This window comes from Marinactinospora thermotolerans DSM 45154 (assembly GCF_900167435.1).
Lineage (GTDB): Bacteria > Actinomycetota > Actinomycetes > Streptosporangiales > Streptosporangiaceae > Marinactinospora > Marinactinospora thermotolerans.
In genome coordinates this window covers 82,553-107,063 of the sequence record NZ_FUWS01000006.1, presented here as the reverse complement: position 1 = coordinate 107,063, position 24,511 = coordinate 82,553, and the positions used below count along the sequence as shown (strand labels likewise).

Annotated in this window: 20 protein-coding genes; 8 read left to right on the top strand and 12 right to left on the bottom strand. The window is 71.2% G+C overall.

The genetic code is table 11. The annotated features are described in order from the left end of the window. Positions 1 to 183: 183 nt before the first annotated feature. Positions 184 to 1,077 carry an aminoglycoside phosphotransferase family protein gene (locus B5D66_RS12065; protein WP_078761801.1) on the top strand — a complete coding sequence of 298 codons (894 nt, stop codon included), beginning with the start codon at positions 184 to 186 and terminating at the stop codon, positions 1,075 to 1,077. 37 nt (positions 1,078 to 1,114) lie between these two features. Here the strand turns inward: B5D66_RS12065 and B5D66_RS12060 are convergent, their stop codons facing one another. The 10 genes from B5D66_RS12060 to B5D66_RS12015 all read right to left on the bottom strand — a co-directional run bounded on the left by B5D66_RS12060 (position 1,115) and on the right by B5D66_RS12015 (position 14,573). Continuing rightward, positions 1,115 to 1,639: a hypothetical protein gene (locus B5D66_RS12060; protein WP_144390097.1), complete on the bottom strand. Its 525-nt coding sequence runs from the start codon at positions 1,637 to 1,639 to the stop codon at positions 1,115 to 1,117. Between the two features lie 495 nt (positions 1,640 to 2,134). Then, a complete protein-coding gene (locus B5D66_RS12055) occupies positions 2,135 to 3,151 on the bottom strand; it encodes a DUF6177 family protein (protein ID WP_144390096.1) in 1,017 nt (338 codons plus the stop codon). Next, on the bottom strand, positions 3,148 to 3,546 hold the full coding sequence (locus B5D66_RS12050) for a hypothetical protein (RefSeq protein ID WP_078761799.1): 399 nt from the start codon (positions 3,544 to 3,546) through the stop codon (positions 3,148 to 3,150). Before B5D66_RS12050 ends, B5D66_RS12055 begins: the two co-directional genes overlap by 4 nt. Continuing rightward, on the bottom strand, positions 3,543 to 7,532 hold the full coding sequence (gene eccCa / locus B5D66_RS12045; protein WP_078761798.1) for a type VII secretion protein EccCa: 3,990 nt from the start codon (positions 7,530 to 7,532) through the stop codon (positions 3,543 to 3,545). Before eccCa ends, B5D66_RS12050 begins: the two co-directional genes overlap by 4 nt. A 706-nt stretch (positions 7,533 to 8,238) precedes the next feature. Then, positions 8,239 to 8,754, bottom strand: coding sequence for a hypothetical protein (locus B5D66_RS25060; protein ID WP_144390095.1), 516 nt, complete (start codon positions 8,752 to 8,754; stop codon positions 8,239 to 8,241). 590 nt (positions 8,755 to 9,344) lie between these two features. Further along, the gene (locus B5D66_RS12035; protein ID WP_078761796.1) at positions 9,345 to 10,298 is read right to left on the bottom strand and encodes a hypothetical protein; all 954 of its coding nucleotides are present in this window, start codon (positions 10,296 to 10,298) and stop codon (positions 9,345 to 9,347) included. A gap of 10 nt (positions 10,299 to 10,308) precedes the next feature. Next, a complete protein-coding gene (locus B5D66_RS12030) occupies positions 10,309 to 10,881 on the bottom strand; it encodes a hypothetical protein (protein WP_144390094.1) in 573 nt (190 codons plus the stop codon). Positions 10,882 to 10,883: 2 nt separating this feature from the next. Further along, a complete protein-coding gene (locus B5D66_RS12025; protein ID WP_078761794.1) occupies positions 10,884 to 13,664 on the bottom strand; it encodes a hypothetical protein in 2,781 nt (926 codons plus the stop codon). A gap of 179 nt (positions 13,665 to 13,843) precedes the next feature. Beyond that, entirely contained in the window at positions 13,844 to 14,185 is a 342-nt protein-coding gene (locus B5D66_RS12020; protein ID WP_078761793.1) for a DUF6507 family protein, read from the bottom strand. 70 nt (positions 14,186 to 14,255) lie between these two features. After that, a complete protein-coding gene (locus B5D66_RS12015) occupies positions 14,256 to 14,573 on the bottom strand; it encodes a hypothetical protein (protein WP_078761792.1) in 318 nt (105 codons plus the stop codon). Between the two features lie 213 nt (positions 14,574 to 14,786). On the opposite strand from B5D66_RS12015, the gene B5D66_RS12010 reads away from it, so the two are divergent. The 5 genes from B5D66_RS12010 to B5D66_RS11990 all read left to right on the top strand — a co-directional run bounded on the left by B5D66_RS12010 (position 14,787) and on the right by B5D66_RS11990 (position 18,856). Then, the gene (locus B5D66_RS12010) at positions 14,787 to 15,122 is read left to right on the top strand and encodes a WXG100 family type VII secretion target (RefSeq protein WP_078761791.1); all 336 of its coding nucleotides are present in this window, start codon (positions 14,787 to 14,789) and stop codon (positions 15,120 to 15,122) included. A gap of 24 nt (positions 15,123 to 15,146) precedes the next feature. Further along, positions 15,147 to 15,452 carry a pore-forming ESAT-6 family protein gene (locus tag B5D66_RS12005; RefSeq protein ID WP_078761790.1) on the top strand — a complete coding sequence of 102 codons (306 nt, stop codon included), beginning with the start codon at positions 15,147 to 15,149 and terminating at the stop codon, positions 15,450 to 15,452. Between the two features lie 106 nt (positions 15,453 to 15,558). Then, positions 15,559 to 16,548 carry a TNT domain-containing protein gene (locus B5D66_RS12000; protein WP_078761789.1) on the top strand — a complete coding sequence of 330 codons (990 nt, stop codon included), beginning with the start codon at positions 15,559 to 15,561 and terminating at the stop codon, positions 16,546 to 16,548. A 54-nt stretch (positions 16,549 to 16,602) separates the two neighbouring features. Next, positions 16,603 to 17,928 carry a type VII secretion integral membrane protein EccD gene (gene eccD / locus B5D66_RS11995; RefSeq protein ID WP_078761788.1) on the top strand — a complete coding sequence of 442 codons (1,326 nt, stop codon included), beginning with the start codon at positions 16,603 to 16,605 and terminating at the stop codon, positions 17,926 to 17,928. A 31-nt stretch (positions 17,929 to 17,959) separates the two neighbouring features. Further along, entirely contained in the window at positions 17,960 to 18,856 is an 897-nt protein-coding gene (locus B5D66_RS11990) for a MinD/ParA family ATP-binding protein (RefSeq protein ID WP_078761787.1), read from the top strand. A 601-nt stretch (positions 18,857 to 19,457) separates the two neighbouring features. Here B5D66_RS11990 and B5D66_RS11980 read toward each other — a convergent pair. Together B5D66_RS11980 and B5D66_RS11975 are read right to left on the bottom strand one after the other, a co-directional pair. After that, positions 19,458 to 20,252 carry an alpha/beta fold hydrolase gene (locus B5D66_RS11980; protein WP_200813625.1) on the bottom strand — a complete coding sequence of 265 codons (795 nt, stop codon included), beginning with the start codon at positions 20,250 to 20,252 and terminating at the stop codon, positions 19,458 to 19,460. A 133-nt stretch (positions 20,253 to 20,385) separates the two neighbouring features. Continuing rightward, positions 20,386 to 21,276: a LysR family transcriptional regulator gene (locus B5D66_RS11975; protein ID WP_235000951.1), complete on the bottom strand. Its 891-nt coding sequence runs from the start codon at positions 21,274 to 21,276 to the stop codon at positions 20,386 to 20,388. Between the two features lie 117 nt (positions 21,277 to 21,393). On the opposite strand from B5D66_RS11975, the gene B5D66_RS11970 reads away from it, so the two are divergent. Both B5D66_RS11970 and paaN read left to right on the top strand, forming a co-directional pair. Further along, complete coding sequence (locus B5D66_RS11970) at positions 21,394 to 22,596, top strand: MFS transporter (protein WP_078761784.1); 1,203 nt, start codon at positions 21,394 to 21,396, stop codon at positions 22,594 to 22,596. Between the two features lie 141 nt (positions 22,597 to 22,737). Then, positions 22,738 to 24,468, top strand: coding sequence for a phenylacetic acid degradation protein PaaN (gene paaN, locus B5D66_RS11965; protein ID WP_078761783.1), 1,731 nt, complete (start codon positions 22,738 to 22,740; stop codon positions 24,466 to 24,468). The last annotated feature ends 43 nt before the right edge of the window (positions 24,469 to 24,511 follow it).

Genomic DNA, 24,511 nt, shown 5'->3' with positions numbered 1-24,511 from the left:
GGGCGAATCGACAACGACACAAATCCGGAACTACTTCTTTGTGTGTTTTGTCCTTTGCGGAACCCCGGTGGGACCCACCCGGACCGGACGGCCCGGTCCCGCGCCCGAACGGCCGCCCGCACCACCTCGGGCCCCGAATCCAGCGATAGCGTGCTGGGGGTCGACCCAGAGAGGGAGAGAACGATGACCGCGCAGGGATTCGGCCGGGAACGGGTGCTCCAGGTCCTCCACGAGGCGTGCGCGCGGACCGGGATCAGCCCCGCGGGGGCCACAGAACTCGCCTTCGGTGAGAACGCGGTGTTCGCGTTGGACCGGGCCCCCGTCGTGGTGCGGATCGGCCGTGACCCGTCCCTGCTGGACCGCGCCCGGCGCGAGATCGCGGTCGCCCACTGGCTGGCCGGACAGGGGGTCCCCGCCGTGCGCACCGCGGCCGACGCCCCCGAAGCACTGGACGTGTCCGGCCATCCGGTCACCTTCTGGGAGCGGCTGCCCGCTCCGGTGCGCCCGGCCGGCGCCACCGACCTCGCCCTCCTGCTGCGCAGGGTCCACGCCCTTCCCGAGCCCCCCTTCGGGCTTCCGCCACGCGACCTGCTTGCCGGCGTCGAACGCTGGCTGCGCGCGGCCGAGGGGCACATCGACCCCGCCGACGCCGACTTCCTGCTGCGGCGCCGGTCCAGGTTCGCCGCCCTGACCGCCGCCCTCACCCCGCGCCTCGCCCCAGGCCCCATCCACGGCGACGCGCTCCCCCGTAACGTGCACGTCGGTCCCGCCGGACCGATCCTGGTCGACCTGGAGACCTTCTCCACCGACCTGCGCGAACACGACCTGGTGGTGATGGCGCTGTCGCGCGACCGCTACGGCCTGCCCGGGAGGGAGTACGCGGACTTCACCCGGACCTACGGCTGGGACGTCATGGAATGGGAGGGGGGTGCGGCGCTGCGCGGCGCCCGGGAGACGGCCAGCGCCGCCTGGGTCGCCCAGCACGTCCCCGGGAACCCGCGGGCACTGGCCGAGTTCCGCCGTAGGGTCCGCTCCCTGCGCGACGAGGATCCGACGGTGCGCTGGCGGGCGTTTTGACCCCGTGAACCCGAGAGGACGGTGGGACCTGGGAGGGTCAACGCCGTCCCCACAGCGCGTCACGGCCCCCCGGATGGGCGTCCTCCAGGGCGGCCAGCAGGCGGGTGATCGAGGTGAGGATCCGACGATGGTCACCGGGACGGATCGTGCCGTTGCGCACGCTCTCCGCTGCGGCCTCGATGAAGTCGGTGATCTCCTCGGCGCGCGTGGGGGTGGCCATGACCGGCACCTCGACGATCCGGGGCGGGGGAGGGGCCGGAGGCGGCGACGGGGGGACCTGGATGATGCGGGTGCGGGTCTCGGTGATGATCTCGGTGACGATCTCGCGTTCGCCCCGCTCGGGGCCGCCGCGTTCCCGACGCTGCTCCACCACCAACCGCCGTTCGTGATCGCGCCTGAGGCAGACCTCGCCGCAGAAGCGCTGCTGGCCCGCGCGTGAGGGGGACAGCTCCTTGCCGCACCAAGCGCACGTCCGGAGGGCGGGACGCCGGTCGCCCGGCCGGCTCCTGGCGCGTTCGTCCAGCAGCTCACCCGCCTGCGCGTTCTCCTCGTGATCGCTCATGGCGGCACCGTAACCCGTCCGTGTCATGGTTGAAGAGGAAACCACGGGGGAGCGCACGCGGGCCGTGACCTGGACCGATTCCGGCGCGCCGCACACGAAGTAGGGCATCTGGTCGCGCGGCTCCGCCGTCGGGCGGGCGGGACGGGACACCGGACGGACGGTCGGCCCCGACGGCCGAGAAGGGGCGGACGACAAGATGAGTGACGCGGCCCCGGAGTCCCCCCGTACCCCGAGACCGCGCCACTCTGGGAGGAGCGGGGCCCCGTCGTCCGCCGCGCGGCTCCCCCTCAAACGCACCGCGCTGTGCTGAGGGCCCCCTCGTCGCTCAACAGACGGGGATCCACCGTGTTGGGTGGTGGCGTTCCCGTCGAGACAGAACATTACCGATAGTGTGAGCTCGATTGCAATCCGTGACGACGATGGGGTGTTCCCCGTCGATTCCGAAACCGCGAGGCGACCCCCGCGACGATACGGTCCCGGCCGGAACGGCGGCGGTCAGACCGCCGCCGCACCCTCCGGACGCAGGTGCCGCATCAACGCCTCGAACTCTGTCCAGGCGCCGGAATCGTCTCCGTTCCCCAGGGGGAACCAGACCGAAGGGGAACGGGAGGGGCCCATGACCCGGCCCCGGACCGGCGCGGCCAGCACCCGGTCGAGCCCGGCCTCGCGCACCCCCGCCGCGCCGATCGCCATCCCGACCGGCACGGGAAGCCCCATCCACCGTGGTTCCCAGGTCAGGTCCGCCCGCCCGCGAGCCCGCTTGACCACCAGGCTGAGCAGCACGCCCCGGTCGGCCATGTCCCTGACGAGCCGCGCCACCCGCTCCAACGGGGGCATCTCCCCGGGAGCGTGACCGACCGCGAACGTGATCGTCTCCTTCACCCCCGACGTGACCCGCGACACCCGTTGCGTCCCGACGAACCGCCGCTCCCCACCTAGCGGACCGGTGAACACCACCCAGGTCGGTTTCGGCGCGCGGCGCCGGCACAGCGCGGTCAGCGCGGACCGGTCCCAGGGGGACAGGGCGGGTTCGCTCGTCCCCCACCCCACTGGGCGGGCACCGGTCAGGCCCAGGGCCAGCGCCTCGACCGCATCGCCCAGCACCAGCCCCTCCCGTGCCGGATGCAGCAGCCGTAAGTCGACCAGCAACTGGCCTCCTTCGTCCGTCTCCACGGCCGCCGGACGCGAGAACTCGGGAGAGGGACCGGTCGTACCCGCCAGGGGAACGAATCCGTCCCGTTCCTCCCACACCAGGGGCACCCCGGAGACGCCGTCATGGTGGCCCCCATCGTCTCCCTCGACGACCCACCGGGCCTTCGCCTCGTCCAGCACGGTGCGCAACGGCAGGGTGATCCGTGAACCCGACGGGGAGAGCACCTGGAGCCGGCGCCCGTTACGTCCGCACGCGGCCAGCGCGTCGGCCAGCCACGACGACAACGGGACCACCGGCCGGTCCTGTACGACCACCACCGTCCGTCCGGTGTCGACGTCCACCGCAGGATGGCGCTTCACACCGACCTCCCGGACCAGCCCGCGGGCCGACGCAGTGCGGGCCGCGACGACCACACGATCCCACCGAGTTCCCCGACCAGCGCGTCGGCGAAGCGATGCGCCACCGCGACGGCCTCCTCGCCCGAACCGGCCGCTCGCGCCTCCACCCACCAACAGGGCTCGGGCATCCGCGCCGCGGTCTCCGCACCGAGCAACCGCTCCACCTCGTCACGCACCTCCACCCGCTGTGCCGCCTCGATGCCCAGCACCGTGCGGCCACGGTCGTCGCACAGCCGGATGACGCTGCCACCACCCCCGTCGTCCACCCGCAGCCGGCGTCCGGCCCGCACCATCGCCCCCGTCAGCTCCCGTATTCCCGGAGCCCGGCCGACCAGTGCCACCACGTCGTAGGTCATCTCTCCTCCTCCACGTCCAGCAGCCCGGTCTGGATCAGACGGCCGGCCTCCCCCCATCGGATCCAGCGGCCACGGCCCGGAGGCTGTGGGCCCGCGTACACCCGTGGTAGAAGCTGGCCCTCACCGCGATCACCGGACATGATCAGCGCGCTGGTGCCGATCTCCCGCATCGCCTGGACCAGCGGGTCGTACATCCCGCGTCCGGCTCCGGCGACACGCCGGGTCACGACGAAGTGCAGCCCGATGTCGCGCCCGTTGGACACGAACGGCACGAACGGGGACAGCGGTTTCTGCCCCGCGGTGGTCAGCACGTCGTAGTCGTCCACCAGCACGACGACGCGGGGCTTCGGCGGATCCCCGGCCGACCTGTCGGGGTCGGTGTCGTCGGGCATACGCCCCTCCAGTTCCTTGGCGACACCCCCCGCCAGGCCCGCGCACACCCGCGCGTTGCTCGCGTACCCGCCCAGGTAGGGCTCGGGGATGACGCCGCGCAGCGTCCGCCTCGGGTCCATCACCGCGAACACCACCTCCTCGGGGGTGTAGCGGGCGATCAGCCCTTCGGCGACGAGACGGAGCAGGTTCGTCTTGCCGCACTCCCCGTCCCCCAGGACCAGCAGGTTCTGATCACGCCCGAACAGGTCCAGCAGGACCGGCTCGAGCGCGCGCTCGTCCACGCCGATCGGCACCCGCAGCTCCTCCTGCCCGGGATCCGGTAGCGCGGCGGCGGGCAGGCGGTGGGGCAGCACCCGGACCGGCCTGGCCGTGGGGCCGCGCCACGCCGAGGCGACGGCCCGGGAGGTCTTCTCGACCACCTCGCCCAGGTCCGCGGCGTCGGCCAGCGCGTCGACGCGGGGCAGCGCCACCTGCCCGAACAGCTTCCGGTCGGTGAGAGCCCGGCCGGGAACGTCGGCGCCGATCGTCTCGGCGAGCTTGCGGTCCACCGACGAGTCCGTGGGGTCGTTGAGCCGCAGTTCCACCTTCTGCCCGAAGTTGGACTGCGCGGCCATGCGCACGTCGTTCCAGCGCAACATCGCCGCCACCACGTGGATGCCATATCCTCCGCCGCGTTGCAGCAGCTCGGAGACCATGTCGTCGATCTCCTCGAAGTCGCTGCGGATCGCGCCGAACCCGTCGACACACAGCACCACGTCGGCCGACTCCAGCTCCGGAACCTCGCCACGCGCGTGCATCCGCCGCAACTGCCGGATCGAGTCGACACCGCGTTCGCGGAACACCTCCTGGCGTTGTTCCAGCATGTCCCGCAGCTCCTCGACCGTGCGGCGCACCCGCTCCGGGTCGGTCCGCGTGGCGACCCCACCGACATGCGGCAGGTCGGACAGCGCCTGGAGACCACCACCGACCAGGTCCAGCGCGTAGACCGACACCTCGCTCGGCGAGTGCGTCAGCGCGATCGACAACACCATGGTGCGCAGCAGCGTCGTCTTGCCGGTCTGCGGGCCGCCGATGATCGCCAGATGACCGCCCGACGCGGTCAGATCGAGTTCCCACACCCCCTGCCACTGCCGTGCGGGGTCGTCGAGGAGACCCACCGGGACCCGCAGCGGGGCCCGGTCGCCGGGCAGCCGCATCGCGTCACCGTCGATCCGCACGGGACCGGTGACCATGTCCAGCGTCGTCGCCGGCGGCAGCGGCGGCAGCCAGATCCCGCGGACCGGATCGCCGTGCCGCGCCAACCGGGACACCATCACGTCGAGCAGCGTCGGCCCGGAGGAGCGCTCCGGCAGTTCCGTATCCCCCGCGGCCACGGCCCCCTGACCCGGCGCCGTCGCCACGTTGTAGGCGGGGTAGGGGCGCACCGTGACCGCTCCCCCGCGCTCTTCCTCGTCCTCCTCGGCCACCGGCCCCCGATAGGGGCCTGAGACGTAACCCGCCTTGAAGCGCTGGTAGACCGTGGTGTCCACCTTCAGGTAGCCGAACCCCGGCAGCGACGGCAGGTGGAAGGCGTCGGGGGTGTCCAGCACGGTGCGGCTCTCCTCCTCGGAGAACGTGCGCAGGCCCAGCCGGTAGGACAGGTAGGTCTCCAGCCCGCGCAGTTTTCCGCTCTCGATCCGCTGGCTGGACAACAGCAGGTGCACGCCGATGCTGCGGCCGATCCGCCCGATCGACAGGAACAGCTCGATGAAGTCGGGGCGCGCGGTCAGCAGCTCGCCGAACTCGTCGATGATCACCAGCAGGTGCGGCAGCGGTGGCAGGCCGGGGTTCCGCGTCCGCAGGTGGGTGTAGTCGCCGATGTTGGCGACGTTGCCCGCGTCGCGCAGCACCTGCTGACGGCGCTGCACCTCACCTGACAGGCTCGCGTGGACGCGTTCGATCAGCGCGGCGTCGTCCTCCAGGTTGGTGATGACCCCTGCCACGTGCGGCAGCGTCTCGAACGGTGCGAACGTCGCGCCGCCCTTGTAATCGACCAGCACCATGCTCACCCGCTCGGGCGGGTGGGCTGCGGCCAGCGCGATCACCAGCGTCCGCAGCATCTCGCTCTTGCCCGACCCCGTCGCCCCGACGCACAGACCGTGCGGGCCCATGCCGAGCTGGGCGGCCTCCTTCAGATCCAGGATGACCGGCTGGCCCATGTCGTCCACCCCGATGGGAACCCGGAGGAAGGCACGTTCGCTTCGCGGCGCCCACAGCCGTTCCACGTCCATCGCCCCGGGATCGGACACGCCCATCAGGGACGGGAAGTCGGTGCTGCCGCCCTCGGCCGTGGTCTCCTCCACCGACTCCCGTGAGAGCCGCAGCGGCGCCAGCATCCGGGCCAGTCCCTCCAGGGTCGCCGCGGGCACGTCGTCCACGGTGCCCTCCCACACGCGGGCCTCCTCACCGCGCAGGTCCTCGACGACCACCTGGTCTCCGGTGACCGTCAGCCGCAGTGACACCTCCCCCGGCTCCTGGATCCGGTCGGCCACCAGATGCAGGACCGTCACCCCCAGATCGGCCGGTCCCACGGCCTCGTCCGGGCGCACCAGCTCGACCGCGTCCTCCCCGTGGGTGTCGTGCACCACCACCAGGCGGCTCATCATCCGGTAGGCCTCGCGCCGCCCCACCCCGCGACGTACCTCCGCCGCGAAGTCGGTGCGCGACCGCAGCTCGTCGGCGAGCAGCGCCCCCAACCCCGCGGGACTCGAGGCGATCAGCCGCGCGTTGACGCCCGCCTCGCGGCGCTGCCGGTCCAGGACCTGCGGTAGCCACTTCGCCCACGCCCAGTCGGCGGAACGGCCCTCGGGATGCATCACCGCCAGCGCCACGTCCTCGGGCGCGTGGAAGGAGCCCAGCTGGGCCAGCAGCACGCGGACCAACCGCAGCACGTCCTCCCGTCCGCCGACCACGCTCACGTCGCCGACCATGTCCAACGGGAGCGTCAGGGGCATCTCCGGCACCGCCTCGAACCTGCGGATCGCGGCCCGCGCCTCCGACAGCATGAACGGATCGGTGGGGGTCAGCGCCGAACCGCGTTCGGCCAGGCGCAACGGACGGCCCGGCACCAGCCCCGTACCGATCCGCACACGCAGGAAGTCCCGGTCCCGCCGGCGACGCTCCCACAGCCGGGCGGGGTCGCGGACGATGTCGTACAACGCTTCGGGCGGTGGATCCAGCAACCGGGCACGCGCACGGGCCGCGCGCTCTCGTTCGCCCAGCTCCTCCCGCAGCCCTTCCAGGTATTCCAGGTACAGCTCCCGTTGGGTGCGGCGTTGCCGGGCCGCCTGCCCGCGCCGTGACAGCAGCATCACGGCGCCGCCGAGCAGGGCGACCACGAGCACCACCGCTCCGAGCACCATGAACGCGGGATTGCGCATGACCATCATGACGGTCAGCGACAACACCATGCCGATCATCGGCAGCAGGGACAGCAACTGGTTGCCTTGAGGGTTCCCCTCGGGGAGGGTCGGCGGGGCCTCGACCTCGTGGGGGTCCTCCGGTGGCAGCGGATGGACGGTCCGGGCCGGCCGGTGCACCGTGCGGGTCGTCACCAGCACTCCTCTCGAAACGGGGCCGCGTGGGACCTCGTACGCGGACGGTGGAGACGCGCGGACCGCGCTCAGGGGGCGAAGCGGGCCTCCAGGTGATCCCACTGAATTCTCGCGCACCCGGAGGAACACGACGTGCCCGAGGGCGGTCCGGTTCCGGTGAGGGGGCGCCGGGGCGGAGGAGAGGGAGGGCGGGCCGGGAGAGGGGCGGTGGGGGTCACGCCACCGGGGGAGGGGGTGGAGCAGGCCTGAGGGCGATCCGTTCGAGCGGGCCGGGAGCCCCGTTGCCGAGCCGGTGTGCCGGAACTTTCACGAGAAGGCGGGGAAGGCGGTCGGTGGTTCCGTTGAGAAGCTTCACCGGCTTCCCCGGAGGAGAGGCCCTGAGCCCGGAGGCCTCTCACCGATGAGATGGGTTCGCCGCCACTCCCGTTCCGCGTGGACCGCTCCGCCTCCTCACGCCCTTTCCGGACGCGCGGGCGGCTGTGGGCACCGGACCACTTCTCCTCGACGAGCGACGAGAACGGGCCGGGCGGCGGGCGGGAGGCCGGGATGTGGAACGCGAACCGGTACGGGACGGAGACGGGATGTGGTGAGGAACAGCCGTCATCCGTACGGCGGCGTGTTCCACGGGGCTGTGCCCGTCAGCCGGGATTCTCTCATTTCCAGTCGTACCAGTCGTATTCGAGGCGTTGTCGTCGTTCTTCTTCGCTCATGTCCTGTTGTTCGGGGGCGCGCCACCACCAGTGTGATGCGGGGATCCAGGAGGGGATTTCATGTTCGCGTACGGGAGGGGCGTCATCGGCGACATCGTGGAGGGTTTCGTCGATGTCCTGGATGGCCTCCCGGTCGGGTTCGTAGAGGAGGGGTTCCAGGGGGTGAACTCGTCGTTGATGATCTGGAGGACCGATCGGCTCCAGCAGGCGTCGGCGTATCCGTCGAGGCGGCCGCGATCGGCCTCCTGTTGGCAGGCGATGAGGTAGAGGACAAGGCTGGCGCGGTTGACGTCGGTCTGCATGAGCTCGCTGAAGCGGGCCTTGAAGGCGGCCATCTCCGCCGGGTCGATGGGTGTTTCCAGGCTGAGGCGGTAGAGCTCTACCGCCCCCTCCATCGCGGCTCCTGCGGCCGGGGGACGTTTCTTGTCCCCTCGTTTACGGTCCACCAGGTAGTCGATCACCTGTTCCATTTCCCGGGAGATGTGTGAGCGTTGTTCTCCGAATTCGGTCATCTTTCCTCCTGCGCGCTGCCGGATGTTCCGAGAGGGCGGGTGGCCGGTGCTGAGAATTTCTGAAAACTCGCGGCGCGCTTCTCGTGTCCGGCTTCCAGTGGTCTGCCGACGGGCCTTGTAACGGCTTGCCGATGACCGGGTCGGCTCCTGGAAGGGACATTTCTCGGCCGTGCGTGTGCTTCAAAGGACATTGCTGTCATGTGGATAGTCGCCGGAGCCTCCCATTTTTCTTATCCGGGTTTGTGTTCCGCGCGGCACTCCGGCCCTTTCACGTTCCGCCTGCGTGGCCATGGAACCGAGGAACTGTGGGAGGCAACGGTTCCGGCGGGCGTCGGAGTATGCGTGTCGAGGCGGCCATGTTCGGTGTCCTGTCGGCAGGCGCTGAGGTGGCGGGTGAGTCCGGCGCGGTTGACGGCGGTCCGCACACGCCCGATGCAGAGGGCCGTGAATGCCGCCGTCTCCGCCGGATTCACGGATGTTTCCCGGCGGAGACGGTGAGGTCATGTGGCGTGGCGGATGCCGATGTCGCTCCCGGAGGAGGAGAACGGGGGCCGTCTCCGGGCCGGGCGGCGCCGCAAGGCGACCGGGGCTCAGCGTTCTCCCGAGGCCGTCCACCACCAGTGGTGGGCGGGTATGCCCACGGGCGCGGCGGCCGGCGAGGCGCCGGTGGCCAGGGGCAGCTGCTCGCGGAGGTCCTCGTCGATGTCGTCGATGACGGACATGTCGACCAGGGCGAAGGCGGCGCCGCCGAGGAAGCCCTCGAACAGGGTCTCCAGCGCGGAGCGGTACAGGCAGGCACCGAACCACCCATCACCGGAGGCGTCGTCGGCGTAAGAGCGCAGCCGGGCGATGTAGGCGTCCAGGTCGTCAGGGCGGCCGGCGAACTGGAGGGCGAGGTCGCGGCGCTGCCGCTCATCGGCGGCCTCGGGGGTCCCGGTGGCCGTGCCGAGCACCATGAGCATGGCCCGGTCGAAGGGGACCGTGTCGTCGCGCAGATCGGCGAGGGCCTGAGAGAGGCAGGCGGCGGGGCCGGCGGTGAAGGAGTACACCGGGACATCCGGGGCATCGACGGGCCAGCCGAAGGAGTCGAGCCACGTTCCGTGGTCGGGGTCGATGCGTACCCGGGCGCGCAGGGTGACGGTGACGCCGGCGGCCTCCTCCGCCACGCGCTGGAGGACGAGCAGCCGTTCTCCGGTAGGCGAGGTGGTCTCGGCGACGAGTTCCCCTTCGGCCAGGGTGCGATGGGCCGCCTCGTGGTAGGGCGTGATCGGTGAGCCGGATCCGCGTTCGGCCACGGGGAGTTCCCGGATGTGACGCATGGCGGCGGTGGCCGCCGCGATGGGGGAGTCGAACCCGATGCGCCGGGCCTGGGAGCGGATCTCCGCCATCAGCACGTCGCGCGGAGCCGCGGGATCGATGCTCACCTCCCCTTGACCGAGGCGGGCCACCTCCGCGATGTCGGCGTCTAGGCGCCGGCGGATCGCGTCGGGGTCGGCGAGCATCCGCTCGGCGGCGATCTCCTCGGGGCTGCGTCGTTCGCTCACGGTTCTCCAGTCAGTCGTGCCAGTCGTACCAGTCGTATTCGAGGCGTTGTCGTCGTTCTTCTTCGCTCATGTCCTGTTGTTTGGGGGCGCGCCACCACCAGTGTGATGCGGGGATCCAGGAGGGGATCTCATGTTCGCGTACGGGAGGGGCGTCATCGGCGACATCGTGGAGGGTTTCGTCGATGTCCTGGATGGCCTCCCGGTCGGGTTCGTAGAGGAGGGGTTCCAGGGGGGTGAACTCGTCGTTGATGATCTGGAGGACCGATCGGCTCCAGCAGGCGTCGGCGTATCCGTCGAGGCGGCCGCGATCGGCCTCCTGCTCGCAGGAGGAGAGGAAGAGGGCGAGTCCGATGCGGTTCTCCTTGGTCTGCATGAGCTCGGTGAAGCGGGCCTTGAAGGCGGCCATCTCCGCCGGGTCGATGGGTGTTTCCAGGCTGAGGCGGTAGATCTCCACCGCGCCCTCCATCGCCATTCCCGTGGCCGGGGTACGGTCCTTGTCCCCTGGCTCAGGGCCTGCCAGGTAGTCGAGCACCTTCGCCATTTTTCGGGAGATGTGTGATCGGCGTTCTTCGAATTCGGTCATCTCTATTTCACGGCCTTCGCTCCGCCGTACGTTAGCATGATGAGTCTACCTTCCGGAGTCGCGATGACGATCGCCTCCACCCGGCTTACCGGTCTACCCTTTCCATTCTTCAATGGATTGCCGTCGGCATCGAGCGTGCTGCGCTGGTAGATGAGCTTTTCGGTTCCGTCCGGGCCGACGCTTCTGCTGACCAGTTCGCCCTCCCGGATCGTCCTCTCCGCGCTGCTGTGGAAGTCCGCGAATTTATCGCCCCTGTTCTCCGCGGTCGGCAATTCCAGATAGTGCTTCCGTACGTGGTAGGCGACCGATGTCTGGTGTCCCATGCTGATCGAGCCGGCATGCTCGCGGACCTGCCGGTCCAGTTCATCCCCGGAGAGACCGGGTTCGATCTGTGTGGTTGTAGGCCAGAGTCTGCGCACGGCGGCGTGATCCGCGTCCAGTTGCTTCTGGATGTCGCGTTCCAGGATGATCCGGGCTGCGGCTTGCTGTCGGCTCTCACCCTTATGGATCTGTCCCGCCGACTCCTCGCGGCGAAGCTCATCGGCTTTTTCGTCGTAAAGCGACTTGTAGTACTCGTACCTGTAGGCGACCTCTCGGGGGGAGTCTGCCCCCTCCATGGCGAACTTTAGGGCTTCCGGATGCAGCATTTCGTAGACTTTTTTGTTGAACGTCTGACCGAGGGCGGTCGCCAATCTCTGCCATTCGTCGCCGTTGCGTGGGTGATCCCCGCGGAGTGCCTCGATTCTCTCATCGCTCAATCCGCCCTGACGTAGCGCGGCCTCCAGTTCGTCGGCCTTCTTGAACTTCTTCTGTTCCCCGGGGGTGAGGGCGGGTTCCTCCTCCTTGGGCGTTCCCTCGCGTTCCGTCCCCTCGCCGTCCGTGCCTTCGGTGCGAGGCGTGCCGGAGCCGGTGTCCCCGGGGGCGGGAGACGACGGCGGGTCGTTCGGTGTCTCGCTGGAGGGGCGGGTCCCCTCGTCGCCCGTGTCGCCCGTACCGGAGGGGGTACCCCCTCCAGGGGAGGAGGGAGGTTCGGAAGGGCCTCCGGTCCCACCGCCGGTCCCACTGCCACCGGAGCCGGTGCCACCGCTGCTGGAGCCAGAGCCGGTCCCACCGCCGGAGCCGGTGCCGCCGGTGCCACCACCGGTCTCGTTTCGGCCGGTGTCGCCGCCTCCGCCCCCGGTCCCGCCACCGGTTCTCCCGGTCCCTTCGGTCCCCCCGGGTCCTCCGGGTCCACCGGGCCCCTGATTCGCCGATGCCTCGATGCGGCCGTTGCCCGCTTCGGCGTGGGCCATGGCGGGTTCCCGGTTGTCGACCGCTCCCGGGATGCCGTTCTCGGACCTGTCGGCGGCCTCGATGTCGTTGCGGAACTGCTCGATGGTGAGCTCGTGGATCTGTTCGGTGGTGGCCAGGTCCCTGAAGTGCTCGACCTCGGCGTTGCTACTAACGTCGATGCCGGCCGGGGCGGTGTCGCCGGGCGTCTCGGGGGCGGAGTAGCCGGACTCGGTGCCGGAGCCGGTGGAGTCGTCCCCACGGGGTCCGGATGTGGAGGGGCGCGGATCCCCGCCGGTGTTCTCGGGCGTGGTCGTGTTGCTGAGGGCTTCGGCCTCGTTGAGGGCGGCGTCGAGCCGGCCAAGTCGCCCCGTGTCGATCCGCAGGTCCCCCGCCGCGTCACCCAGGTCCGACAGTGCCTCGGCGGCACTGCGCCCACCCGATGCCGTGGAGAAGTCGACCTCGGGGGTGCTCCCTCCGTCGCCACCCCTGTCGCTGTCGACGTCCACCGCGTCGCCGGCGCGCCGGCCCCCCTGGATGACGGCCTTCGCGGCACCCACGCCGACGAACATGCTGCCGATGTTGAGGACGCTCTGGGTGATGACATATCCGGGACGGTCCCCCCATTCGCGCCAGGGGACGATGGCGTGGGCGGTTTCGGTCCATCCGGTGGAGAAGTTGCCCCACCACTCGCCGAAGGAGCTGACGCCCCAGCCGTTCTCGCCGTAGAGACCGGCCAGGGCGCCGAAGCCTTCGAGCATCCCGGAGTAGGTGTCGGAGAGGTTGTCCCCCCATTCGCTCCAAGAACCGACGCCCCACCCGTTCTCACCGTAGAGGCCGACGAGGCTGGCGGCGTCCTGGGCGATACCGACGACGAAGTCCTTGCCGCCGTCCCAGACGTCCTCGTACCAGGGGGCGTCGTGCTCTTGGGGGGTGGCCCAGGGGGTGGCGACGTTCTGGGGAGCCTCGGTGAAGCCGTAGGGGACCTCGCCCTCGCCGAGGCTGGGCGCCTGTCCGCCAGGGTCGACGGCGACGAAGGTGGTTCCGCCGAACAACGCCGTGATCTTGTTGGCGCAGGTTCGCTCGGCCTCCTTGTAGTCGTTGTCGGCCTTGGAGATGTCGTTGTTGAGCCGGTCGAGTTCGGCGACCTTGTCCTCGTCCTCGCGCCAGTCCTCGTCGCCGTCGATCTCGGTCTTGAACGCCTCGGCGTCGGCCTTCAGGGAGACGAGGCGGGCCTTGATGGCGCGAGCCTCTTCGGCGAAGGCGATGAGGGCGTCGCCGACGGTGGCGGCGGCGGAACCGACGTCGTCGCCGTCGGTGGCGACGGGGTCGACTGCGGACAGGAGGATGTCGGCTTCGGGAGCGATGTAGACGCCGTCGAGGCCGCCCCAGGCGCTCTTGATGTCCTGGCCCGCCTGGGCGATGTCCTCGCCGTCGTCCTTGATGGCCTGGCCGGCGGCCTCCACCGCGTCGGGGTCGACCCCCGGGATAGGGATCGCGCTCGGATCGATCACAGCGCCTTCACTCAACGCTCCACCACCAGCCGTCCGTTCGAGCCGTCGTTACGTCGCTTCACGAGGTGCCGGGGCGGGGCTGTGGGCCGCGCTCGCTCCGGCGGAGGGGGTTTGGGGACGGAACGGTCCAAGGGGACGGCGGGAGGTCCGCGCGCCTGCGGCCCGTTCCGTCCGGCCGGTCACAGGTCCAGGTCGGTGACCACGCCGGCGTTGTTCTGGGCTTCGGCCGCCATCTCCAGGTTCCCGTCGAGGTAGGCGGTCGTGGCGTCGGTGCACCCCGTGATGGCGCTGGCCGTCTTGGCGACCATGCCTTGCAGGGTCGTGCCGTACTCCTCCAGGAATTCGGCGAGTGCGGTGCCGATGGGCCCGCTGTCGGCGGCCGTCCCGGCCTCCTCGACGTGGGTCCCCAGGGCGTCGATCGCGGCGACCAGACCGCCCTCGCCGTCCTCACCGCCGACGTAACCGCCCACCGTCGTCATGACGGTGCCGACCGCGGGGGCCTGGATGTCCCAACCGGACATGGGGATCCGTCCCTTCTGCTCGTCTGGTGGTCCCGCTTCCACCGCGCCGCGCGGCGGAAGCGGGCGGGGGTCAGTGGCCGGACGCGGCGAACATGCCGGCCCGGAAGCCGGATGGCGGGGGAGGCGATGCGGGCTGTCCGGAGTCGGTCATGGCCGGTTCGAGCGCGGCGACACGTTCCATCAGGCGGGCCAGGGTCGCGTCGAGCACGCCGGCCTCCCGTCTGACGTGCGCGTTCAGCCGCGCCGCTGTCGTCCGCAGCCGCTCGGCGGGCTGCTGAGGGGGCTCGGAGACGGAGGCGGGCGTGAGGTCGTCCTGCTGCGCCGGTCCGGGATCGTGCGCGGGCGTCCCGGTGTCCCAGCCGACCGGATCCACCAGTTCGAACTTCATTCCTCCGCCCCCAAGCGCACGCGTTCCAAACGAAAAGCGCTGACGATCTTTGACCTGTATTATGCATGTCCTTGACTTGCGAGGCTTTTCTGACTCATTTGCTGAATCGCACACCGGAATGCGGGAACCCGTGGTCGTTCCGGTGCGTCCGCTCGGTGCGGAGACGAAGACGCGGACGTCCGCACGCCAGACCACCGAGAAACAGGTGAACAGATGTCACGATGGGACTACGGCGACCAGACCCTGACCACCCTCGCTCGCAACACCTCGGGATCGAGTGACGAGCTGGGGTCCCTGATCAACCAGCTCATCCAGGCGGCCGAGCCCCTGGCCGGCAAGTTCAACGGCGCGGGCAAGGCGGCCTTCGACTCCTTCAAGGCCCGTTCGGAGCAGATCACCGCCGACCTCAACGCCGGTCTCGGCTCGATCAACGAGGGGCAGCGCGGAATGGAGAGCGCCTTCTCCACCGGGAACCAGACCATGGCCGACGAGGCCCAGCGCAACATGAGCGCGGCCAACTTCGACGCCGCGAAGTTCCGCACGGCCTGACCCCCGACCCCGAGGAGCCCTTTCATGAGCGGTAACGGACGCAACAGCTACGACCTCGGCGCCTCGCAGGAGGCGCAGACCAACATCCACTCCGTCATGTCCCGTCTGGAGACCCTGATCGGCGACCGCGACGTCGACGTGAGCAACGCGATGAGCGACTTCGAGGCGACGGGGGTCTCCGAGGAGTACAGCGCCAAGGAGCTCAAGTGGCACAACGCGGCCAACGAGGTGCGTGAGATCATCCGCCTCGTCCGCCAGACCCTGGAGACCAACGACGGCACCGCCCAGGACGCTCTCAGCCGGGCCAGCGCCGCCGTCCAGGCCATCTAGCGTCACCGCGCGTACGGGACGGGCGAGGGGAGCGTCGTGGCGGCTCCCCTCCCGTGTCGGGCCCCGGTGACATCGGCCCCTCGGCCGTGACCCGAAAGGAACACCGATGGCACGCGACTACGACAGCCAGTTGCTGGAGTCGGTCGCGGTGCGCCGCCAGCGTCTCCGCGAGGCGGTGCTGTTCGGCCCGCAGCGGGACCGCAGAGGGCTGGACGAGAACATCACCAAGATCATCGTGGGTCTGTGCGTGGCCGCGGTCCTGTGCGGGGGGACGGTCGGCTGGTCCTTCGTCCAGGACCGCCTCGCCACCCAGGAGCGGGAGGCCGAGCAGGTCGCCGGGCCCCCTGGCGACGCGATCGCCCCCGTGCCCGCCGACTGGGTGGGGACGCAGGTCACGCTGTCGATGCTGCGGGAAGAACTGGACCGCGCCGGTGTGCCCCGTGACCTCTACGTCCTGCCCGGCGACCCACGGCCACCGGCCGCGCACGTCACCAGCTACTACCTGCTCAGCCAGGACGAGGACGGGTACTCGATCGGCGTCGTGGAGTTCGAGCGCGGCCGTACGGGCGCGGAGTTCGCGTCCATGGACGAGGCGGCCCGCTGGCTGTACCAACAGGTGGCGACGACGGAGTCCGCTCCGGAACGTCTCAGCGCCGAAGAAGAGGACCAGGCGGCCCGGCAGAGCGCCGAACTCGCCGCAGAGGTGCGTGAACGGCTTTCCTCCGGTACCGGCGACTCCTACGCCCACACGCTGCGGACCGGTCAGATCGTGGACGCGTTCGGCCAGGAGAGCGGTTCGCTGCTCTACCCCGACGGCCTCCCCTTCGCCGAGCGCGGCCTGCCGGAGCAGGTCCGCACGGTTCCCGAGGAGGCGGGCGACGGGGGGACGGAGGGCACCTACCACCGTTACCGCGTGGTCTACCCGTTCCAGGTGACCGCCTCACTCTCCCCCGGGGCCGGGTCGGGGGACGGGGGCGGCGTCCGGTTCTCCGTCGACGCCACGGGTTTCAGCCGGCAGCCCGAACTGCCGAGTATCCGTTGGCTGCTCGGCAACGGCTACCTTGAACGCGTCGCGGTGACCGAGGTCCCCGAGTAGCCCGCTCAGGGACACGATCGTGACGGGCACAGACACAGCGAATGGAAGGGTCCGATGACCGCTTGGAGCCGGGTGACGCTCGTCGGCGGGCGGCGCAGGGTCGACGCCGTCCTGCCCGCCCGGGAACCGGTCGGGGCGCTCATGCCCGAGGTACTCCACCTTCTCGGCGACGAGGTGGACGGCCCGGCGCGGCCGCTGCACCTCGCGACCGCGTCCGGTGCCATCCTCGACGGTGAGTCCACGCTCGCCGACCGCGGCATCCCCGATGGCGCGGTGCTGCGTCTGGTCCGGGCCGAGGACCCGTTGCCCGCTCCCGTCGTCCACGAGGTACCCGAGGCCGCGGGGGACGCGCTGGACGGGCACCGGGACCGCTGGAACCCCGAGGCGGCCCGCTGGACCGCCACCGCGGTGCTCACCGCACTGACGCTCGTCGTGGGCCACTTCCTGCGGGTGGGAATCGGCGGTGGCACGGGGGTGACCATCGCCGCGGTGGCCGCGCTGCTGCTCTTCCTCACCGGTCCGGCGATCGGCCCCACCTGGCGTGAGCCGCTGGGCACGGCGCTGTCCATCGCCGGTGCGGTCCTGGGTGGGTACGCGCTGTGGGCCGGCGCCGATCTCCACGCCTGGCCGGCCTGGGCCAGGTGGGGTGGCACCGCGCTCCTCGCGGGGCTGCTCGTCATCCTGCTCGGCCTGATCTCGCGTCTCGGCCGGGGCGGCCTGATCGGCGGCGGCGCGCTGTCGCTCCTGGCCATGTTGTGGCCGGCATGCGCCCTGCTGGGGCTGGACGCGGCTCGGACCGGCGCAGTGGCGGCCGTCGTCTGCGTGGTCCTGCTCGGCGTGATCCTGCGAGCCGCCTCGGCGCTGTCGGGGCTGACGGCCCTCGACGACCGGCGGAGCGCGGGAGGCGAGGTGAGCCGTGGTGACGTGATGGCCGCGTTGACCGCGACCCACCGCAGCATGGCCATCGCCGTCGTCGCGGTGGCCGTGTGCGCCGCCGGGGCTGGTGTGGGACTCGCCTCGGAGTTCGACGGATGGACGGCGGCCCTGTCCGCGCTGTTCGCGGTCGTGGTCGCGGGCCGGTCCCGGATGTATCCCCTCGCCTCTCAGAAGGTGTCGCTGCTCGCCGCCGCCCTGGTGGTCCTGACCGCAGCCGCCCTCGCCTGGAGGGAGGAGGCAGCCTGGGCGGTCTGGCCGGTGGTCGCCGTTCTGCTGCTGATCGCGATCATCCCCGTCGTGGTCCTCACGAGGGAGCAGCCCGAGCATGTCCGGGCCCGGCTGCGCCGCATCGCCGGACGTATCGAGGCCGTCGCGGTGGTCGCTCTCATCCCGGTCACCATCGGGGTCTTCGGTACCTATGGGCGTCTCCTCACCACCTTCTGAGCCGCACACGATCCCCCGGGGAGGCAGCGAGATGGACGAGCCCCACGCGCGCGGTGCCGTGGCCGCGCCGGTCACCGGCCCGCACGGGGACTCCCTGATGCGGCGGATCGGCCGTGCCGTCGCGCGCTCGTTGTGGCCGGCCGATGACCTCGGGGAGGCCGTCGAGACCGGCCGAGCCGTCCAGCGTCCGATCACCACCGGCCGCCGGATCGCCGTGGGCGGTGTCGACGGGGAGACCGACCACGGTGTCCTCACCGCGTTGCTGGCCACCGTGTTCGCCCATTACCGGCACGACCGGGTGCTCGCCGTCGACGTCGATCCCGGGGTGGGGTCGTTGGAGTACCGGTTCGGGGTGCGCCCGCGGCTGTCCCTCGGAGACCTCGGCAGGGAGGCGGGCGGAGGCGGCTCCTTCGAGGTGATCGAACCGTACCTGACCGCCGTCCGTGAGCGGCTGTGGACCCTTCCCGTCACCCGTGACGACATGGGCGGGCACGCGGCCGGCGACCGCGGTGTCGTCACCGCGCTGTCCCGGTTCTTCGGTGTCACGCTCGTCGACTGCGGGCCCGAGACGTCCTCGGCCGTGGACCGCGCGGTACTGGCGGCGGCGCACGCCCGGGTCCTCGTCGTGCCGGCCACCCGTGAAGGCGCGTTCCAGGCCGGGCGCGCGCTCGATCTGATGGTCGCCGAGGACGCCGGGTTACCGCGGCGCTCCGTCGTCGTGTTCGCCGAACAGGCTCCAGGGGGCGACCCGCGCTTCGACCTGCTCGGGACGGCCGGCGTCGTCCGGCGCAGCGGGGCCGCGATCGCCCTGCTCGGCTACGACCGGCACCTCGCGTTGACCTCGGTTCCGGATCCGCGCAGGCTCGCCCGGAACACCCACACCACCGTGGTACGGCTGGCGGCCGAGACCCTGCGCAGGGCCGGATGACCGAGACGTCCCCTCGCCGGCGGCCGGCCGGAACCCCAGGAGAGTCCATGTCGATCCCACCCCAGGACGGTCCGGCACACGGGAACCTCCCTTCCTCCCCCGAACCAGGACGGCGGGAGGAGGCCCCGTCGGACCGGCTCCCCGCCCCGCCCGCCCCGCCCGTGGTGCCCATTCCAGGTCCCCCGCCCGAGTGGACCTCCGTGGCCGTGCCAGGGTTCCGCGCCCCTGCCGAGCCGCAACGGAATCCGGTCCCGTTCCACGGTGCTGCGCAGGACGGTGGACGACCGGTGCCCGGAGCGCGGTTCGTGGAGACCCGTGTGCGCGGCGACGCCGTCCATGTCGACGGACGGCCGGTGCGAGTGGTGGCCGGTTGTCGGGTCGCCCAGGAGTTCATGGAGGGACCACCGGCCCGGCGCCCGACCGGAGGTCCCGAGCACCGCCCGGAAGCGGCCGGCGACCCGGGACGGACCGGGTACGAACGGACGTTGCGGGAGCTGCACGCCGTGCCGCTCCCGCGCTGGCGTCGGCTGCTCGCGAGGACCCCGGCCGCCCGGCGGAGGGCCGGGGCGGTCGGTTAGGCGCGGCGCCGCGGGCGCGCGGTCTACTCCGGGTGGGGGGTCCGATGGCCGGTGGCGGTGAGGAAGTCGCCGATCAGGGCGGCCCACTCGGCGGGGCGTTCGGCGGCGATCGCGTGGCCGCAGTCGAGCTCCACCAGCTCGGCCCCCGGGATGCCCTCGGCCAGTTCCCGCGAATGCTCCGGGGGCACCAGCAGGTCGTCCACGGGGGAGACGACGAGGGTGGGCACCCCGACCCGCCCCAGATCCCCGCGTACGTCCAGGCGGCTCAACAGGTCGAGCTGCCCGTCCGTACCGGGGGGCATCCCCTCGGCGAACAGGGCGAGCTGCTCCTCCACCTCCGCCTCGGAGCGGCCCCGCAGCCACGCCGGGCTGTTGACGAGCAGGGTCAGGTAGGAGGCCAGCCCCCTCGCGTCACCCGACCCGAGCAGCGCGCGCCAGGTGCCCACGGCCAGGCGCAGGCGGATGTCGGGGCGGGCCAGGCCGGCGGAGAGGACGAGCGCGGTCACGCGGGCCGGGTGACGGGTCGCGGTGCGGACCGCGACCGCCGTCCCCATGGAGAAGCCCGAGACGGCGAACGTCTCGACGCCGGCGCGCAGGGCGCTCTCGACGATGTGGTCGGCCAGGGCGTCGAGGGTCGGCGGGCCGGACGGCGCCGGCGTTCCCCCCGAGCCCGGGTAGTCGGGGCCGACGACCGTGTTGCCGAGGGCGAGGGGCGCGATCAACGGGCCGTAGCTGTCCTGGATGTCGCTGCCCGCTCCGTGGGCGAGCAGCAGTCCCGGTCCAAAGCCGCATACGAGAGCGTCGGCAGTCGGAATCATGACAACCGATTCTCCCGCTGGAGAAGGTGAGGGGCCACTACGCGAATGGGTAGCCCCGCGGCAACGGGGAAGGTAGGAGGCGGGCAACCATTCCCCTCCGTAAGGACGGCCCTATGACCGCGCTCCTTCGACCTCAGGAAATGGAATCGGATATCTCGGCGGCGAACGCCTTCAGATGAGCGCTCTCGCCACTGCGCGGCCATATCAGGCCGAGCGCGGACATCGGCAGTCCGCCGACGGGAACGAAGGCGATGTCCCGGCGCCGGTTGTACTCGGCGGTGGAACCGCACAGCAGCATCGCGCCTCGCCCCGCGGCGATCAGCGTCAACCCCTCCTGAAGGGTCTGCACCCCGCCTTCTTGGGGGATGGGGCGGCCCTTCGGGGTGACCTGTGGGGAATGGACCCTCTTCCAGTACTCTGGCGCGGGACCGGTGAGGGGGATGAGGCAGACGCGGGCCAGATCCTCCGCGTCCAGCCGGGCGCGCTGCGCGAAGGGGTGGCGCACCGAGACGGCGAGCCTCTGCTGCTGCTCGGAGAACACCGGCCCCAGGTGCAGGTCCGGTTCCTCCACCGGGAGCAGGACCACCGCGGCGTCCACGGTCTCCCGTCGCAGCGCGCCGAACGGGTCCGACAGGGGGATCTCGGCGATGTCGACGCGGCATTCGGGGTGGCGGGCCTGGAAAGCGGTGATGGCCCGCGTGATCTCCTCGTAGATGGCCCCCTGGAAGCCGATGCGGATGCGGCGCGCGGTGCCGTGGGCGGCGGCGCGGGCCTGTTCGACGGCCGAGACGAGGGCGTCGTAGGCGGGACGCAGCGAGGCGAGGAACTCCTCGCCGGCCGCGGTGAGGCGCACGTGGCGGCTGGTACGGGCGACGAGGCGGGTGCCGACACGGCGTTCGAGCGCGCGCAGGAGCTGGCTGACCCGGCTCTGCGAAATGTAGAGGCGTTCCCCCGTGCGGCCGAAGTGCAGTTCCTCGGAAAGGACCAGGAAGCATTCCAGTTCCCTGATCTCCAGACCTCGCACGGACGCCTCCCGTCTCGACCGGCTTTCAGGGCCGGGGACTGCATCGATGAACCCAGCTAATTGAAGCATGAGGAATTCGATATTGTTCCGCCCGGTCCACACCGTTTTGATGGCCGCATGTCCAACCATTCCGAAGTCGCCACTCCCACAGGTGTGGGAACGCGCAACCCGACCAGAGGGTGGCTCGCCGTCATCGCGGTGGCGATCGGTACCTTCACGGTCGTCACCTCCGAGATGATGCCGGTCGGCCTGTTGACGCCGATCGGTGACTCCCTGAACGTCTCCGAGGGGACGGCCGGGCTGACGCTGACGATCACGGGTCTGGTCGCCGCGGTCTCCGCGCCGTTCGTCCCGACCCTCATCGGCCGTTCGGACCGCCGAATCGTGCTGATCGCGCTGATGGTGCTGCTCGCCGGCGCCAACCTCCTCTCGGCCTGGGCGCCCAACTTCACCATCATGGTCGTGGCCCGCATCCTCGTCGGAGTGGGCATGGGGGGTGTCTGGGCGCTCGCCGCCGGACTCGCGCCGCGTCTCGTCCCCGAGAGGTCGATCGGCTCGGCGACCTCCATGATCTTCAGCGGTATCGCGGTGGCGTCCGTCCTCGGCGTCCCCACCGGCACCTACATCGGGGCCCTCGTCGGCTGGCGCGCGGCGTTCGTCGTGATCGCGGGGCTGGCGCTGGCCGTGGCGGTCGCGATGGCCGTGCTGCTGCCCAAGCTCACCGTCGCCCAGGCCGCCCGGCTCAGCGGGGTGGCGGGGCTGCTGCGCAATTCGCGGGTGGTCACCGGCCTGGTCATCGCCGTACTGCTCGTGACCGGACACTTCGCCGCCTACACCTATATCCGGCCGGTCCTGGAGGAGGTCACCGGTATCGGCGCGGCGCTGATCAGCGTGATGCTGCTCGTCTACGGCATCGCCGGCATCATCGGCAACTTCGTGTCGGGTCCGCGGGCGGCCCACGCGCCGCGCACCATGCTCGTGGTGCTCAGCACGGGCCTGGCGCTGTCGGTGCTGTTCACGCCGTGGCTGGGTGTCGGTGTTCTCGGAGCGGGCGCGCTGCTGATCCTGTGGGGCCTGTCCTACGGCGGTGTTTCGGTCAGCGCGCAGACCTGGATGATGAAGTCCGCTCCCGGCGAGGAAGAGGGCGTCTCCTCCCTCTTCGTCGGTGTCTTCAACGGAAGCATCGCGCTGGGCGCGTTCGTCGGCGGAATGGTGCTGGACGCCACCGGCATCGTCTCGGTCATGTGGGTGGCGGGCGCGCTCGCGGTCGGGGCGCTGCTCGTGGCACTGGCGGGCCGGGCTCCCGCGACCACGCGCTGAGACCGGGGAACGTGCGCCCCGCCTCCGCGGTCCCGACGGGAGGGGTCGGGCCCGCGGAGGCGGGGCGCGCGGCCCTGGACGCAGCGCATCCCCGCTCGCGTCCGTGGACGGACGCGGTTCTGGTGAAACGAGGTGGAGAACATGTCCGGCTTGCCGCAGACCCCGGTCCGCGACGACGTCGTGGGAGAACTCGTCGAACGGCACCGTCCCCTGCTGGACCGCGCCCTTGAGGCGGTGTCGACGAGGGAGTACTGGGCGGCCTACGAGGAGGACCGGGACGCCTACGGCCCGGACGCGGAGAAGGAGGGCGAGGCGGCGTTCCAGGCCCGCCTGGGAAAGCCGTTCGCGTTGGGCCAGCCCGCCGTTGACGGGCTCGTGGGGCCCGAGCCGGAACAGGGCGGGGAACGGTCCCCCTTCGGCTCCCTCCTGCGGATCTCCTATCCGCACGTGGACCCCGACCGGTTGTTCCCGGCCATGCGCGCGGCCATGCGCGGGTGGGCGCGGACCACCCCCGAGGAGCGGGCGGCGGTGTGCGCGGAGATCCTCGCCCGCATCAACCGGCGCTCCCACGAGTTCGCCCACGCGGCCACGCACACGAGCGGCCAGGGAAGCCTGATGGCCTTCCACGCCGGGGCGGCGCACGCCCAGGACCGGGGCCTGGAGGCGGTGGCCCACGTCCTCGCGGAGCAGACCCGTCTCCCCGCGAGGGTCGAGTGGCGTAAGCCGACCGCCGACGGCGCGGAGGTGCTGGCCAAGACCTTCTCCCCGGTCCCCCGGGGAATCGGACTGGTCATCGGCGGTAGGACGGTGCCGACGTGGAGCGCCTACCCCGGACTCTTCGCCTCCCTGACGGCCGGGAACGCGGTCCTGGTCAAACCGCACCCCGAGGCGGTGCTCCCGCTCGCCATGACCGTCGAGGTGGCGCGGGAGGTGCTGCGCGAGGCGGGGTTCGCCCCCGACCTCGTCTGCCTCGCCGCCGAATACCCCGGCGAGGGGGTGGCGCGCGACCTGGCCACCCGGCCCGAGGTGCGGATCATCGACTACACGGGTAAGCCGGACTTCGGCGCGTGGCTGCGGGAGAACTGCCGCCAGGCGACGGTCTTCACCCACACCTCCGCGGTCAACTCGCTGTTCGTGGAGTCCACCCGCGACTACCGGGGCCTGGTGGGCAACGTCGCCTTCACCCTCGCCCTGTACAGCGGCCGGCTCTGCACGGGGCCGCAGAACCTGTTCCTTCCCGAGGCGGGGATCGCGACGGACGAGGGCCACAAGGACTTCGACCGGGTCATCGCCGACATCGGTGCCGCGCTGGACGGACTGCTGTCCCAGGGGAGCGAGTCGGCGGAGCTCCTCGGGGCGATCGGCGACTCGGAGACGCTGGAGTGCCACCGCCGCGCCGCCGCGGGCGAGTTCGGGGAGGTCCTGCACGCGGCGCCCGGGGTGTCCCACCCGGCCCATCCCGCGGCCGAGCTGTGCACGCCGGTCATCGTCCGGGGAGAGGCGGGTGCGGACGCCCTCTTCACCGAGCACCCGGGACCGGTCTACTTCGCCGTCCCGGTGCCGTCGGCCGAACAGGCCTTCGAGACGATGGCGGAGACGGCGCGGCGCAGCGGATCGCTGGTGGCCGGGGTGCACACGGTCCGGCCCGACGTGCGCGAACAGGCCGAGGAGTTCGCGAGGGAGAGCGGGGTGAACCTCTCACTCGACCTGACGGGCCCGTGGCTGATGACGCAGGCGTCGATCTTCTCCGACGTCCACGGGACCGGGGCCAACGCCTCGGGCAACGCCGCGGTCTTCCACGGTTCCTTTGTCACGTCCCGCTTCTCGGTGGTCGGGGTACGGCGCCGCGTCGACGAGCGGGACCGTCCGTGAGGACGGGGAGACGACCTCCGTCCCCGGCCTCCGGAGCCGATCC

Excerpts from the sequence above, each read along its gene's own strand:
- paaN (WP_078761783.1), top strand. The coding sequence starts at position 22,738 with ATGTCCGGCTTGCCGCAGACCCCGGTCCGCGACGACGTCGTGGGAGAA.
- B5D66_RS12005 (WP_078761790.1), top strand. The coding sequence starts at position 15,147 with ATGAGCGGTAACGGACGCAACAGCTACGACCTCGGCGCCTCGCAGGAG.
- B5D66_RS12000 (WP_078761789.1), top strand. The coding sequence starts at position 15,559 with ATGGCACGCGACTACGACAGCCAGTTGCTGGAGTCGGTCGCGGTGCGC.
- B5D66_RS12020 (WP_078761793.1), bottom strand. The coding sequence starts at position 14,185 with ATGTCCGGTTGGGACATCCAGGCCCCCGCGGTCGGCACCGTCATGACG.
- B5D66_RS12010 (WP_078761791.1), top strand. The coding sequence starts at position 14,787 with ATGTCACGATGGGACTACGGCGACCAGACCCTGACCACCCTCGCTCGC.
- B5D66_RS25060 (WP_144390095.1), bottom strand. The coding sequence starts at position 8,754 with ATGACCGAATTCGGAGAACAACGCTCACACATCTCCCGGGAAATGGAA.
- B5D66_RS11980 (WP_200813625.1), bottom strand. The coding sequence starts at position 20,252 with ATGATTCCGACTGCCGACGCTCTCGTATGCGGCTTTGGACCGGGACTG.
- B5D66_RS11990 (WP_078761787.1), top strand. The coding sequence starts at position 17,960 with ATGGACGAGCCCCACGCGCGCGGTGCCGTGGCCGCGCCGGTCACCGGC.
- B5D66_RS12015 (WP_078761792.1), bottom strand. The coding sequence starts at position 14,573 with ATGAAGTTCGAACTGGTGGATCCGGTCGGCTGGGACACCGGGACGCCC.
- B5D66_RS11970 (WP_078761784.1), top strand. The coding sequence starts at position 21,394 with ATGTCCAACCATTCCGAAGTCGCCACTCCCACAGGTGTGGGAACGCGC.
- B5D66_RS12050 (WP_078761799.1), bottom strand. The coding sequence starts at position 3,546 with ATGACCTACGACGTGGTGGCACTGGTCGGCCGGGCTCCGGGAATACGG.
- B5D66_RS12065 (WP_078761801.1), top strand. The coding sequence starts at position 184 with ATGACCGCGCAGGGATTCGGCCGGGAACGGGTGCTCCAGGTCCTCCAC.
- eccD (WP_078761788.1), top strand. The coding sequence starts at position 16,603 with ATGACCGCTTGGAGCCGGGTGACGCTCGTCGGCGGGCGGCGCAGGGTC.
- B5D66_RS12030 (WP_144390094.1), bottom strand. The coding sequence starts at position 10,881 with ATGACCGAATTCGAAGAACGCCGATCACACATCTCCCGAAAAATGGCG.
- B5D66_RS12060 (WP_144390097.1), bottom strand. The coding sequence starts at position 1,639 with ATGAGCGATCACGAGGAGAACGCGCAGGCGGGTGAGCTGCTGGACGAA.